The sequence below is a fragment of the Phaeobacter sp. QD34_24 genome, assembly GCF_028890115.1.
Taxonomy (GTDB): Bacteria; Pseudomonadota; Alphaproteobacteria; order Rhodobacterales; family Rhodobacteraceae; genus Phycobacter.
On sequence record NZ_JARCJD010000015.1, the window covers coordinates 24,342 to 38,639 of the forward strand.

Here is a 14,298-nt window from a genome sequence, read left to right on the forward strand (position 1 = left end):
GGGCGCAGAGATGTTACTCGGCAGCCCGCCCGACCTGAGCGATCTCGCTGATATACTGCATCAGCTCGTCGCGCAAATCATCGCGTGCGAGCGCGAAAGAGACCGTGGCCTGCAGGAAACCGGCCTTGGAACCGCAGTCAAAGCGCTGGCCCTGGAAGCGGTAGCCGTAGACCGGCACGTCCTGCTCGATGTCCTGGGCAATCGCATCCGTCAGCTGGATCTCGCCGCCCGCGCCCTGCTTCATCTTGTTGAGATTGCGCAGCACCGACGGCTCCAGGATATAGCGGCCGATCACCGCCAGGTTCGAGGGCGCCTCGCCCAGGGCCGGTTTCTCCACCATGCCGCGGGCCTCGACCACGGCGCCCATGTCCTCTTTCACGTCCAGAACACCATAGGCGCTTGCCTTTTCCGGCGCGACTTCCATCGCCGCCACCATATTGCCGCCGGTCTCCTCATAGGCTTCGACCATCTGCTTGAGACAGGGCCGCTCGGCCGCGATCACATCGTCCGGCAGGATCACCGCAAAGGGTTCATTGGCAATCAGGCGCCGCGCGCACCAGACCGCATGACCGAGGCCAAGCGCCTGATGCTGGCGGATATAGGCGATGGCGCCGCTGTCCATATTGGTGTGCTTCAGCGCCTCGAGCAGCTCGGTCTTGCCCTTCTTGCGCAGCTCCTGCTCCAGCACCGGAGAGTGGTCGAAATAGTCTTCCAGGGCGCCCTTGCCGCGCGAGGTGACGAAGATGAATTCCTTGATCCCCGCCGCCCGGGCCTCGTCGATGGCGTATTGCACCAGAGGCCGGTCCACCAGGGTCATGATCTCCTTGGGCACCGACTTGGTCGCCGGCAGAAACCGCGTCCCAAGCCCCGCTACAGGGAAAATCGCCTTCGTAACTTTCTTGCGCATGGTCGTCTCTCAATATCCTATTCTTTGGGCCACAAGTCCAAACTCGTCAAAATCTCGGCTCAGTTCCGCTCGACCTCGGCTCAGAAACCTATTTCACTTTCGCGACAGAAAACCATCAATAAAAGGGTTTTTCATGGCATTCCGACTCATTTCTCAGGCGACACCCATTCTGGCCATCATCTCTTCTATCCGCGGCACATCCTCAGGATTGTTCAGTTCCCAGAATTCACGCCCCCGTGCCGCCACTTCAACGCACAGCACCTTGCGACCGTTTTCCAGGAACCGCAGCTGTTCCAGCCCTTCGAGTGTTTCCAGCGGCCCCGTCTGCCAATCAGGATAGGCAGCCAGAGCATCGGGACGATAGGCATAGACCCCGACATGGTGGAAAACGGGCGTGTTTTCGCCGTCAGAATAGGCATTTGCACAAAAAGGCAGCACTTCCTTCGAGAAATACAGCGCACTCCGATCCGCCGCAAAGACCGCAGTGGTTCCGCCAACCCGCCCCGCCCGTCGGTCCGCCAGCAGGCTGTTCAGCGTCGCACCGTCGCAGCGCAGCACCGGTGTGGCCAATCCCATCTGCGGGGCGGCGCGCAAGCCCTCGACCAGATCCTCGACGAACCAATGGGGCGTCAGGGGCGCGTCGCCCTGCAGGTTGACGACGACGTCATAGCCGCCGCCAAGCGCCGCATGGGCCTCGGCGCAGCGCTCGGTGCCGTTGGCACAGCTTTCCGAGGTCATCACCACCTCGGCACCAAAGCCTTCTGCTGCGATGCGGATCCTGTCGTCATCGGTTGCCACCACCACACGGTCAACTCCGGACACCGCACAAGCGGCGCGCCAGGATCGTTCGATCAGGGTGCGGCGCTCACCGGTGGCGCCGGTCAGTTCCACAAGCGGCTTGCCCGGATATCGGGTCGATGCATATCGGGCAGGGATGACGATCAGGACGGACATCAGGCCTCTTTCAGTTCAACGCCAGGTGCATAGGCAATAAAGAACGGGTTTGCGTAGCCGTCTTTGCCATAGATCAACGGAGTATGATCGTCGAACCGCACCACCTTGCCGCCTGCACCGCTCAGAACCGCATGGCCCGCAGCCGTATCCCACTCCATGGTGCGACCCACGCGCGGGTAAAGGTCCGCTTCTCCGGTGGCCACCAGGCAGAACTTGAGCGAGGAGCCTGCGCTCTTCATGTCCTTGACGCTGTACTTGTTGATATAGTCGTCGGTTGCCTGATCGCGATGCGATTTCGAAGCCACGACCATCAGCGCGGCATTGTCGCTGTCGGCCACCCGGATCGGAGCGGTCTCACCGATGGTTTCGGGAGCGAATGCGCCGGTCTCTTCGACGCTGGAGCCATCGGCCAGGGTGAAGAACATGCGGGCCTTGGCAGGCGCATAGACGACGCCGCGTGTCGGCACGCCCTTTTCCACCAGGGCGATGTTCACCGTGAAATCACCACGCCGGTGAATGAACTCCTTGGTGCCATCCAGAGGGTCCACGATCAGGAAGGTGTCGCCCTGCTCCTTGTGAGAGGCGCTTTGCTCTTCGGTGACCAGCATCACATCGGGAAAGGCCGCGCGCAAACCAGCCGAGATCAGGGCATCCGCAGCCTCATCCGCTTCGGTTACAGGGCTGTCATCAGATTTCACCTTCACGTCGAAATCATCGGAATTGTAGATTTCCATGATCTTGTTGCCGGCCTCGATGGCCAGGCGGCGGATCACGGGAACAAGCTCTTCATAGGTCAAATGGCGTCTCCCGAGCCAAGGGTTAATTGAAAATTTGCCTGTGGCCCCTTATGATGTTTTCCGCATGGAACGGCAAGAAGTCCATACCAATATCCCAGAGCTACATCCCGATACCCCCAGGCGCAGCACACCATCAGTAACATGTTCCAGCTTCGAACGCAGAGATCGCCCTTTTCCGGCATCATCGCCTTGAGCGAAGTGGTGTTTCACAGCACCGTGCGCAGCGTGCGGTCGAAACACAACAACGCCTTTATCGCGCTGGGTCTCAACATCCTGCAGGCGGTCCTGTTCGTTGCCGCCTTCTATTTCATGTTTGCGGTGATGGGATTGCGCGGCTCCGCGATCCGCGGCGACTTTCTGCTTTATGTGATGTCGGGGATCTTCCTCTTCATGACCCATGCCAAGACGGTTGGTGCCGTTGCCGGCGCCGAAGGGCCAAGCAGCCCGATGATGCAACATGCGCCGATGAATACGATGGTGGCCATCCTATCGGCGGCGCTTGGCTCGCTCTATGTCCAGACGCTGTCGCTGCTGATCATCCTCTTCGTCTATCACGTCGCCTTTACCCCCGTGCATATCGAGGATCCGATTGGCGCCTATGGCATGGTCTTGCTCGCCTGGTTTACCGGCGCGTCCGTGGGGCTGTTGTTTCTCGTGATGAAGCCCTGGGCGCCCAGCGTGGTTGGGATCATCAGCACGGTCTATCAGCGGGCCAATATGATTGCCTCGGGCAAGATGTTCCTGGCCAACACCCTGCCCAGCTTCATGCTGGCGATGTTCGACTGGAACCCGCTGTTTCACTGCATCGATCAATCGCGCGGCTTTGTCTTCATCAACTACAACCCCCATTACAGCAATTGGGAGTATGCCGCCTGGGTGGGGCTGGTCTTGGTGATGCTGGGCCTGATGGGCGATTTCTACACCCGGCGCCGCGCATCGATCAGCTGGAACGCACGCCGCTAGGCGCATCAGTATCAGGACCTGAGCCCAGGCTCAGGTCACCACCCGCAGGGTCAGGTTGAGCCGCCCACCTTTTGGCAAAAGCCGGGAGGACTTGAAGCGGATCCGGTCCACGCCGTGATAGGCGAGGCGCGCTTCACCCCCCATCACCACCACATCGCCGGAGCTGAGCCAGACCGAATCCGTCTTGCCGCCGCGCCCGGTGCCGCCCAGGCGCAACAGCCCGTCATCGCCCAAGGAGATCGAGACCACCGGATAGGAGAAATCCGCCTCGTCCTTGTCCTGATGCAGGCCCATCCTGGCGCCTTCCCCGTAGTAGTTGACCAGGCAGCAATCGGGCAGGCGCTCCAGCCCGGTCAGATCGCCCCAGATCGACAGGATCGGATCCGGGATCGCGGGCCAGTCCTGGCCGCGCGGATGCTGCTTCTCGTAGCGATAGCCCTCGGCATCGGAGTACCAGCCATAGGCGCCGGCCGAGGTCATCCGCACGGACATCTGCCCACCAGACGGCACCTTCGGAGAGAACAGCGGCGCCGCCTTCAGAATCGGGCGCAGCGCCTCGATCAACTCGCGCTGCCGGGCGGGGTCCAGATAGGATTTGTAAATCTCGAATCCGCGCAGGCGCAACTTGCTCATCGCCGTTATCTCATCCTTAACCACACCCCTTGCAAAAAAGCGCATTGAATCGTCTTTCTCGACGCGTTCTGGCGGTTGCAGGGGCAAAATCTGCTCCCTATATACGCCCTGACGCCGAGAGATGCAGACCTCTCGGCACCGAAATCGGGGGCTGGATGCCAAAACGGGTCCGGTCTTCGGGAAATCGCCTTGAAAAGAAAAGGGATCGAAAATGAGCAAAGTTATCGGGATCGACCTCGGGACCACCAACTCCTGCGTCGCCATCATGGACGGCTCGCAGCCCCGCGTCATCGAAAACGCCGAAGGTGCGCGCACCACGCCCTCCATCGTGGCCTTCACCGATGAAGAGCGCCTGGTCGGCCAACCCGCCAAGCGTCAGGCCGTCACCAACCCGGACAACACCATCTTTGGCGTCAAGCGCCTGATCGGTCGCCGGTTCGACGATGCCGACCTGGCAAAAGACAAGAAAAACCTGCCGTTCAACGTGATCAACGGCGGCAATGGCGATGCATGGGTCGAAGCCAAGGGTGAGAAATACTCCCCGAGCCAGATTTCGGCCTTCATCCTCGGCAAGATGAAAGAGACCGCGGAGTCCTACCTCGGTGAGGAAGTGACCCAGGCCGTCATCACCGTGCCTGCCTATTTCAACGACGCCCAGCGTCAGGCCACCAAGGACGCGGGCAAGATCGCGGGCCTGGAAGTGCTGCGCATCATCAACGAGCCGACCGCCGCCGCGCTGGCCTATGGTCTCGACAAGGAAGACACCCAGACCATCGCGGTTTATGACCTTGGTGGTGGTACCTTCGACGTGACCATCCTGGAAATCGACGACGGCCTGTTTGAAGTGAAATCCACCAACGGTGACACCTTCCTCGGTGGTGAAGACTTCGACATGCGCATCGTCAACTACCTGGCGGACGAGTTCAAGAAAGAGCACGGCGTCGACCTGACCAAGGACAAGATGGCCCTGCAGCGCCTGAAAGAGGCGGCTGAAAAGGCGAAGATCGAACTGTCCTCCAGCTCGCAGACCGAAATCAACCAGCCGTTCATCTCGATGGATCCTTCCTCGGGCCAGCCGCTGCACATGGTCATGAAACTGACCCGCGCCAAGCTGGAATCGCTGGTGGGTGACCTGATCAAGGCCTCGATGAAGCCCTGCCAGGCAGCTCTGAAAGACGCCGGCCTGTCCGCGTCCGACATCGATGAGGTGGTTCTGGTCGGCGGTATGACCCGCATGCCCAAAGTCATCGAAGAGGTGACCAAGTTCTTCGGCAAGGAACCCCACAAGGGTGTGAACCCGGACGAAGTGGTTGCCATGGGCGCCGCCATCCAGGCCGGTGTTCTGCAGGGTGACGTGAAAGACGTGGTTCTGCTGGACGTGACCCCGCTGTCCTTGGGTATCGAAACCCTGGGCGGTGTCTTCACCCGTCTGATCGACCGCAACACCACCATCCCGACGAAAAAGTCCCAGGTCTTCTCGACCGCCGAGGACAACCAGAACGCCGTGACCATTCGCGTGTTCCAGGGTGAGCGTGAGATGGCGGCCGACAACAAGATGCTGGGTCAGTTCAACCTCGAGGAAATCCCGCCCGCACCGCGCGGCATGCCTCAGATCGAGGTGACCTTCGACATCGACGCCAACGGCATCGTTTCGGTCGGCGCCAAGGACAAGGCGACCGGCAAGGAGCAGACCATCACCATCCAGGCATCCGGCGGTCTGTCGGACGAGGATATCGAACAGATGGTCAAGGACGCCGAGGAGAACGCCGAGGCGGACAAGGAACGCCGCGAGCTGATCGAAGCCAAGAACCAGGCCGAAAGCCTCATCCACTCGACCGAGAAATCGCTCGAGGAGCACGGCGACAAGGTCGACCCCTCCACCGTCGAAGTGATCGAACTGGCGGTTGCGGCGCTGAAGGATGACCTGGAAAGCGACAAGGCCAACGCCGAAAAGATCAAGGTCGGCATCCAGAACGTCACCGAAGCGGCGATGAAACTGGGCGAGGCGATCTACAAGGCACAAGCCGAAGAGGCTGACGACGAACCCGCCGCCGCCGATGAGGCTGCTGCCTCTGGGGACGACGACATCGTTGATGCCGAATTCGAAGACCTGGACGACGACAAGCGTTAAGGCCTGATACTCAGGCTTGACCACGGGCCGGTCCGCATCCCGGGCTGGCCCGTTTTTCGTTGAGGCAGAAGGAATACACCGATGTCAAAACGTGACTACTACGACATTCTTGACGTTCCGAAAGGCGCCAGCGCCGACGAGATCAAGAAGGGCTATCGCAAGAAGGCGAAGGAGTTGCACCCGGACCGCAATGCCGACAACCCGGATGCAGAAGCCCAGTTCAAAGAGGCCAACGAGGCCTATGAAGTCCTGAAGGACCCCGAGAAGAAAGCCGCCTATGACCGCTTTGGCCATGCCGCCTTTGAAAACGGCATGGGTGGTGGTGGCGGCGGGCCGCGCGGCGGTCATCCCGGCGGCGGCGATTTCTCCTCTGCCTTCTCGGATGTCTTCGACGATCTCTTTGGCGACTTCATGGGTGGGCGCGGCCAGGCTGGCGGACGTCAGCGCGCATCGCGCGGCGCGGATCTGCGCTACAACCTGCGTGTCAACCTGGAAGAAGCCTTCACCGGCCTGCACAAGACCATCAAGGTGCCGACCTCGGTCGCCTGTACCTCCTGTGACGGTTCCGGCGCCGAAGGCGGGGTTGAACCCACCACCTGCCCGACCTGTTCCGGCATGGGCAAGGTGCGTGCGCAGCAGGGCTTTTTCACCGTCGAACGCACCTGTCCGACCTGTTCGGGCCTGGGCCAGATCATCAAGAACCCCTGCAAGACCTGCCACGGTCATGGCCGCGTCGAAAAGGACCGCTCGCTGTCGGTGAACATCCCGGCAGGGGTCGAGACCGGCACCCGCATCCGCCTGGCCGGTGAAGGCGAGGCGGGCCTGCGCGGTGGGCCTCCGGGCGATCTCTACATCTTTGTGGAGGTGGCACCGCACGATCTGTTCGAACGCGACGGCAACAACCTCTATTGCCGGGTTCCGGTCTCCATGGCCAAGGCCGCCTTGGGCGGTGCCATCGAGGTGCCGACCATCGACGGCGGTCGCGGCCGCGTGCAGATCCCCGAAGGCAGCCAGTCCGGCCGACAGATGCGCCTGCGCGGCAAGGGCATGCCCGCCCTGCGCGGCGGCGCGCCCGGGGACATGTTCATCGAACTGGCGGTGGAAACACCCGTGAACCTCACCGCACGCCAGAAGGAACTGCTGCGCGAGTTCGAAGACCTGTCGGAAGAGAACACCAACCCGGAATCCCGGAGTTTCTTCTCCTCGGTCAAAAGCTTCTGGGACGGGATGAAGGGCTAGGCGCCTTGCATGGCTTTTTCGGAATACTATCGCAAAAACGCCCCTCATCGGGGCGTTTTTTCTTTCTTAACCAAATCCAGCCGCCATTTGATAGGGATGAGTTAGCCTTGATATCGCCAACCTGGTGATCATGGGGGACGATCATGGGGAAAGCAGGCGCATCCCGGAACGAGACCTTGCCGCTGTTTGATTGCAGTGACGAGGCACGCGCCGCCCTGCTGCCCGCAGGCCGCCTGCCCTCCTACATCAAGGATCATCGCGCCCGGCTGCGCAAACGCTTCATTGACGGCGGCGCGGCGGCGATGCCGGATTATGAGCTGCTGGAACTGGTGCTGTTCCGCTCCATCCCCCGCAAGGATGTGAAACCGCTGGCGCGCAGGCTGATGGATACCTTCGGCGACTTCAACCGTGTCGTGACCGCACCGACCGAGCGCTTGTTGCAGGTCAAGGGGATCGGCGAAGCGGTGATCACCGATCTCAAGGTGATAGAGGCCGCGGCGCATCGCATGGCGCGGGCGCGGATCATGCAGCGTCATGTGCTCTCGGGTTGGGATGCGCTGCTGGACTATTGCCATACCACCATGTCCCATTCCGAGGTGGAACAGTTCCGCGTCTTGTTCCTTGATCGCAAGAACGTGCTGATCGCGGATGAAGAACAGGCGCGGGGTACGGTGGACCATGTGCCGGTCTATCCCCGCGAAGTGGCCAAACGCGCGCTGGAGATGAACGCCAGCGCGGTGATCCTGGTGCACAATCACCCCTCAGGCGATCCCACTCCTTCGGAAAGTGATATCTCCATGACCGCAAGCGTGGCGGCTGCGCTCACTGTCTTGGGGATCGCGCTGCATGACCATCTGATCATCGGCAAATCCAGCGAGCTCAGCTTTCGCAGCCACGGCTATCTTTGATCCAAATTTGGCAAACGTGGCTCTCCCAGCCGCCGCAGGTGGCCTGTCTACGCCATGCCCCCTTGACGGAGTTGGGCGTAGCGCCGCGCGATGCGCGGCGCTACGCCCAAGGGTTTTCGATGCATCTGTGATGCGGCGACAAACGCGCGGGAGCGCTCCACTCCATCGGCAGCAAAGCGCCCTGTACTGCCCAGTCAGCGCACCCAGACCTCGACCCGGCGGTTGGCTTCGCGCCCCCAGGCACTATCGTCGCAGGCCATTGGCAAGGCTTCGCCAAAGGCTGCCACTTCAATTTCCACCCGATCCAGGTTCGCGGTCTCTGCCGCGGCAATCACCGCATCGCGAACGGATTTGGCCCGCTTCAAGGCGATCTGGCGGTTCATAGCCGCCGGGCCGTCGCCATCCGAGAAGCCGACGAATAGCAGGCGGCTGGCATCATGGACCCCGGCCTCCAGCGCCCGGCTCAATTGCTCGATATTGCTGCGCGACTGGGCATCGGGCCGGGTCGAACCGGGCTCGAACCGAAAGGAGGTGGTCAATCGCGTGAAGCCGCGCAAGGTCTTGACCAGGCGCTGCAGCTCTTCAAGATCGACCTCCGGCCCCGCCGCCTGGATGGCATTGGCGATCCGGTCCCCCTGCACGGCCAGAGCAATGCGCTCCGGTGCCTGATCCACGAACCCCGCCCGACGGATCACGATCTGCGCCCCCGGGCCACGCACATAGTTGAGGAAATCCCGCGCCACTTTCGGCAGGCGGCGTTCCGGAAGGTACAGGAACATCGGAGAGGTCAGCGGGTAATCCTCGGTCTTGATCGATCGCCGCGTTGCCCGCAGGGAAAACCCGCAAGTCCCGGTGAGCGTCAGCGCCCGCGCCGTGCCGGTATTGGCAAAGCTGCCGATTCCAATGGCGAAGGGATCGGTGGCAACCACCCGCACAAGGGTACTGTGGCGATCATGTCGACGCAGACCCGGCGCAAGCGCGGCCTCTACCGGCGCCATCAGCTTGTCCTCAAATGCCTGCACCAGCCCCGATCCCGCGACCGGCAGATGCAGGGAGATCGGCGCATCCGCACCGCCAAGCGCCGACCAATTGCTGATCTCTCCTGAAAAGACCGACACCAGCTGCGGCAGAGAGATGCTTTGCACCGGGTTCTCTGGCGAGACCAGCGGCACCATGGCATCCAGCGCCAGAACCCGGCTGCGGGCCGGGCCGGTCATATCCCCCATGCCCGCTTCGCGCGCCCGCTCGCGCTCTGAGGCACGGATCTCACGCAGGGCCATGACGATATCCGCCTCATCGGCAAGAAGATCCGCAAAGCCTTCATCGGTATTGCTGACGAAGAAGCTGAACCGCGCCACCGGGCGCCCGGCACCGCGCATCAGAACATATTCGAAGTTGCCCTCTGGCAAGGCATCGCGCCGGGTCTGGTAACCATTGCGCAGGGCAAAGCCCTCAATCAGCGCAGGCAGCAGAACCTCTGCCATGCTGGATGAACCGGACAAGGAGATCTCGGCCACGAAATCCGACAGGCTGGGACAGCCCGGACCATCGCAGGTGACCCCGGATCCATCGACGGTCAGCTCTCCGAACTTCGTGTCCACGCGGTAGTATTCGCCGTCAAATCCCAGCAGGTTGCCAGTGATTTCCACCGCACCATCGGGAGAGGACAGGGTCACATCCTGCGCAAAAAGTGGCAGGGCGGTGCCGGACAGAAGAAGTGCGGCGCAGATCGCCGCACGCAAGAAAGCCATGAGAAATCCTGAAACAGTCGCAGATCAGTTGGCGGCGATTTTCAGGTTTTCCAGCAGATTATTCAACACCAGAAAGTCACCCTCGGCGGTGCAATCGGGCATTGCAAGGGTCAGATCCCGTGTGCGCAGCCGTTGATCGTCGCTCGCCGTGCCCAGTGTCAGTACCTGCGCCTCGATATCGCGTCCGCAATTGATCGCGGTGATCTCGGTTTCCACGCTCAGATCGACCGTGCTGCCCTGCTCCGATCCGCGGGCTAGGCTGTAGACCTCGGCCAGGCGCGGCGCGAGTTGATCCGCGTCGCCAAGGCGCAGCATCCGGCCCTGACCGGCCTCCGGATCGGAACCATGCCAGACGTGACCGGCTGCACCATATTCGGCACCGTTTTCGCGGGCGTGGATCTCAAAGCCGCTGTTGCCGCTCCACTGCAGCACGACACGGTCCACCTCGGCCAGATCGGGCACAGGCACCGCGGCGACCTCTGCCTTGCCACCTTCGGGTTCAAGGATGAAAACAGCGGTGGATGCCAGCGCCGGAACCATCTGACGCCAAGCGCCTGCCTCATCCAGGGCCGTGGTGAACATCATGCCATGGTGATGCACCGTCAACCGCGCACCGGCCTGACAGGGGGCCGAGACGGCGATATCGACCATGGCGCCGGGGCGCGCAAGGGCGGTCACCGCAAGCGCACAATCCTCTGCGGCGGCCAGCGTGGCCGGGCCCGGGGTTTCGCCCTGCAGATCCTGAGCCTCGGCACGCGGCACCGAGGTCAGCGTGATATTCTCGATCTTGAAAGCGCCGCTTTCAGGTTCCGCCGGGATCTGCAGAGCCTGTGCCCCCGATGCAGCCACATCGACAGAAGCGGATTGTCCGGGCGCATCCAACGACCGGGGCGGGGCTGACTGCTGCATGAAGAAGCCAATCCCCAAGGCGCAGACCATGGTCGCGCCACTCAATATCAATACTCGCTTGTCCATCGTCACAGGCTCCACCCCCAGAATAGGTTAAGGAACTGTAACAAGCAAAAGGCGGCCAGTTTGTGGCCGCCCGCAGGTGAGATTCAGGCAAAATAAAGAGAATTTTAACGTCTGCGTCCGACCGAAAAGACCCGGTCGGACGCCTGTGATTTCATCTCGCCAAGCTGCCGGATTTCCCGGTCAGGACAGGCGCCCGTGGCAATGTTTGAACTTCTTGCCGGAGCCGCAGGGGCATTTGTCGTTGCGCGACGGGTTGCCCCAGGTCGCGGGGTCATTCTCGACAAAACCGGGCAGGGGATCCTCAACCGGTTCTCCACCTCCACCGGCAGCAGGAGCGTCACCCGCCGCAGCGGCGGCCATCTGCTGCATCGCGGCCTGACGTGCGGCCATCTCCATCATCATCTGGCGCTGCTCTTCCTCGTTCATCGGGCGCACGCGGCTCAGCTGTTTGGTGACATCTTCGCGCAACGAATCCAGCATGGTCTCAAACAGCTGGAAGCTTTCGTTCTTGTATTCATTGAGCGGATCGCGCTGCGCATAGCCGCGGAAGCCCACGACCGAGCGCAGGTGCTCCAGCGTCAGAAGGTGTTCGCGCCACTTGGCGTCGATGGTCTGCAGCAGTACCTGCTTTTCGATCTGGCGCATGTTCTCGGGGCCGAAGGCCTCGGTCTTTTCTGCCATCATCGCATCGCTGGCATCTTCCAGCCGTTCGCGGATCTGTTCGTCGTCCACACCTTCTTCGGCGGCCCAATCGGCAACCGGCGCATCGATGGAGAGCCCTTCGGCGACAGCGGCCTGCAGGCCTTCGGTGTCCCACTGATCGGCATAGGTCTTGGGCGGCATATAGGTGTCGATCAGATCGGAGATCACCTCGTGGCGCATGTCCTGCACGATTTCCGACAGGTCTTCGGCCGCCATGATCTCGCGGCGCTGGCCAAAGATCACCTTGCGCTGATCGTTCATCACATCGTCGAACTTCAGCACGTTCTTGCGCATGTCGAAGTTGCGGCCCTCGACCTTGGCCTGGGCGCGTTCCAGCGATTTGTTCACCCAAGGGTGAATGATTGCCTCGCCTTCCTTCATGCCGAGCGAGGACAGAACCTTGTCGAGCCGCTCGGAGCCGAAGATGCGCATCAGGTCGTCTTCGAGGCTGAGGTAGAATCGGGTGCGACCCGGATCGCCCTGACGGCCGGAACGGCCACGCAGCTGGTTGTCGATCCGGCGGCTTTCGTGCCGTTCTGAGGCCATCACGAACAGCCCCCCCGCATCAAGCACCTTCTGTTTCTCTTCCGCGTGCTTGGCTTCTTCCTCGGCGCGCAGGGCGACGGGATCGGCCTCGGGATTGGCTTCCAGCGCCTCCATCACTTTCATCTCGACGTTGCCGCCCAGCTGAATGTCGGTGCCGCGACCGGCCATGTTGGTGGCGATGGTCACCGCACCCAGGCGGCCCGCATCAGCCACGATCTGCGCTTCCTGCTCGTGATGGCGGGCGTTGAGAACGTTATGTTCGATGCCTTCCTGTTTCAGAAGCTGGCTCAGGAGTTCGGATTTCTCGATCGAGGTGGTGCCCAGAAGAACCGGCTGGCCCTTGGCGTGGGCTTTCTTGGTTTCCTCGATCATGGCGCGGTATTTCTCGGCGGCGGTCCGGTAGACCTGATCGTCCTCATCCACCCGGGCGATGGGCCTGTTGGTGGGAACCTCGACCACGCCCAGACCGTAGATCTCGGCAAATTCCTCGGCCTCTGTCATGGCGGTGCCGGTCATGCCGGACAGGCGGTCATAAAGGCGGAAGTAGTTCTGGAAGGTAACCGAGGCCAGAGTGGTGTTCTCGGGCTGGATCTGCACCTCTTCCTTGGCTTCGATTGCCTGGTGCAGACCTTCGGACAGGCGGCGGCCCGCCATCATCCGGCCGGTGAATTCGTCGATCAGCACCACCTCGCCATCGCGCACGATGTAATCCTTGTCGCGCTGGAACAGCTTGTGCGCGCGCAGGGCCTGGTTGACGTGGTGCACCACGGTGGTGCTTTCGGGATCGTAGAGCGAAGCACCCTCGTCCAGCAGACCGTGTTCGATCAGCTTCTGCTCAAGATACTCGTTGCCCTCTTCGGTGAAGGTCACACCGCGGGTCTTCTCGTCCAGCTCAAAATGCTCGTCGCTCAGGAGCGGAATCACCTTGTCGATGGTCGAGTAGAGCTCCGAGCGATCCTCGGCCGGGCCGGAGATGATCAGCGGCGTGCGGGCCTCGTCGATCAGGATCGAGTCGACCTCGTCGACGATGGCAAAGTTGTGCTGCTTCTGGAACACCTGGTCCAGGCTCGGCTTCATGTTGTCGCGCAGGTAGTCAAAGCCAAGTTCGTTGTTGGTGGCATAGGTCACGTCGGACTGGTAGGCCGCCATCTTCTGATCGTCGGGCTGGCCGGACCAGATCACGCCGGTGGTCATGCCCAGCTGTTCGAAGACCTTGCCCATCCATTCGCTGTCGCGCTTGGCCAGGTATTCGTTCACGGTGACCACATGCACGCCCTTGCCGGTCAGCGCATTGAGGTAGGCGGGGAAGGTCGCAACCAATGTCTTGCCTTCACCCGTCTTCATCTCGGCGATATTGCCCTGATGCAGGAAGACACCGCCCATCAGCTGGGTGTCAAAGGCCCGCAGGCCCAGAGCACGACGCGCCCCTTCGCGCACGTTGGCAAAGGCTTCGGGCAACAGTGCATCCAGGGGTTCACCGTCCAGCGCGCGCTTGCGCAGCTCTGCGGTCTTCTCGATGAGGCCCTCATCGCTGAGCTTCTCGAACTCGGGTTCCAGCGCGTTGATCTGTGCGATCAGCGGCCGCGTCGCCTTGACTTTTCGGTCGTTCGGTGTGCCGAAAATCTTTTTGGCGAGTGTTCCGATACCCAGCATGTGCTCTCCAACAGTCCTGTCATGGCTTCCGTTCTCAGGCAGGCTTGCCCGCCCTGCCCGCAACCCATAAACAAAGGTGGAAACGACGGTGCTGCCCAATAGCCCCTAGGCGATGTAAGCGGCAGCCATTTAAGTGTCA

The 14,298-nt window shown here is 61.7% G+C and carries 11 protein-coding genes; 4 read left to right on the forward strand and 7 right to left on the reverse strand.

Features of this window, described 5'->3' with window-relative positions; all coding sequences use genetic code 11:
* Positions 1-13 precede the first annotated feature (13 nt).
* The 3 genes from galU to cysQ form a co-directional block, all read right to left on the reverse strand.
* Positions 14-907: a UTP--glucose-1-phosphate uridylyltransferase GalU gene (gene galU, locus PXK07_RS13010; RefSeq protein ID WP_274848750.1), complete on the reverse strand. Its 894-nt coding sequence runs from the start codon at positions 905-907 to the stop codon at positions 14-16.
* Positions 908-1,060: 153 nt separating this feature from the next.
* Positions 1,061-1,861, reverse strand: coding sequence for a 3-deoxy-manno-octulosonate cytidylyltransferase (locus tag PXK07_RS13015; RefSeq protein ID WP_274848751.1), 801 nt, complete (start codon positions 1,859-1,861; stop codon positions 1,061-1,063).
* Positions 1,861-2,658, reverse strand: a complete 798-nt coding sequence (gene cysQ, locus PXK07_RS13020; RefSeq protein ID WP_274848752.1) for a 3'(2'),5'-bisphosphate nucleotidase CysQ — start codon at positions 2,656-2,658, stop codon at positions 1,861-1,863. The genes PXK07_RS13015 and cysQ overlap by 1 nt, the downstream gene beginning before the upstream one ends.
* 141 nt (positions 2,659-2,799) lie before the next feature.
* On the opposite strand from cysQ, the gene PXK07_RS13025 reads away from it, so the two are divergent.
* Positions 2,800-3,621, forward strand: a complete 822-nt coding sequence (locus PXK07_RS13025) for an ABC transporter permease (protein WP_274848753.1) — start codon at positions 2,800-2,802, stop codon at positions 3,619-3,621.
* Between the two features lie 30 nt (positions 3,622-3,651).
* Here PXK07_RS13025 and PXK07_RS13030 read toward each other — a convergent pair whose 3' ends face one another.
* A complete protein-coding gene (locus PXK07_RS13030; protein WP_274848754.1) occupies positions 3,652-4,254 on the reverse strand; it encodes an alpha-ketoglutarate-dependent dioxygenase AlkB in 603 nt (200 codons plus the stop codon).
* A 211-nt stretch (positions 4,255-4,465) separates the two neighbouring features.
* Between PXK07_RS13030 and dnaK the strand changes: the two genes are divergently transcribed.
* From dnaK to radC, 3 genes are all read left to right on the forward strand, one after another.
* On the forward strand, positions 4,466-6,385 hold the full coding sequence (dnaK, locus tag PXK07_RS13035) for a molecular chaperone DnaK (protein ID WP_274848755.1): 1,920 nt from the start codon (positions 4,466-4,468) through the stop codon (positions 6,383-6,385).
* A gap of 81 nt (positions 6,386-6,466) precedes the next feature.
* A complete protein-coding gene (dnaJ, locus tag PXK07_RS13040; RefSeq protein ID WP_274848756.1) occupies positions 6,467-7,624 on the forward strand; it encodes a molecular chaperone DnaJ in 1,158 nt (385 codons plus the stop codon).
* Positions 7,625-7,767: 143 nt separating this feature from the next.
* A complete protein-coding gene (gene radC, locus PXK07_RS13045) occupies positions 7,768-8,532 on the forward strand; it encodes a RadC family protein (protein WP_274848757.1) in 765 nt (254 codons plus the stop codon).
* A 194-nt stretch (positions 8,533-8,726) separates the two neighbouring features.
* On the opposite strand, the gene PXK07_RS13050 is transcribed toward radC, so the two are convergent.
* From PXK07_RS13050 to secA, 3 genes are all read right to left on the reverse strand, one after another.
* The gene (locus PXK07_RS13050; protein WP_274848758.1) at positions 8,727-10,283 is read right to left on the reverse strand and encodes a phosphate ABC transporter substrate-binding/OmpA family protein; all 1,557 of its coding nucleotides are present in this window, start codon (positions 10,281-10,283) and stop codon (positions 8,727-8,729) included.
* A gap of 24 nt (positions 10,284-10,307) precedes the next feature.
* Complete coding sequence (locus tag PXK07_RS13055; RefSeq protein WP_274848759.1) at positions 10,308-11,258, reverse strand: hypothetical protein; 951 nt, start codon at positions 11,256-11,258, stop codon at positions 10,308-10,310.
* Between the two features lie 180 nt (positions 11,259-11,438).
* Positions 11,439-14,159, reverse strand: coding sequence for a preprotein translocase subunit SecA (gene secA / locus PXK07_RS13060; protein ID WP_274848760.1), 2,721 nt, complete (start codon positions 14,157-14,159; stop codon positions 11,439-11,441).
* Between the last annotated feature and the right edge of the window lie 139 nt (positions 14,160-14,298).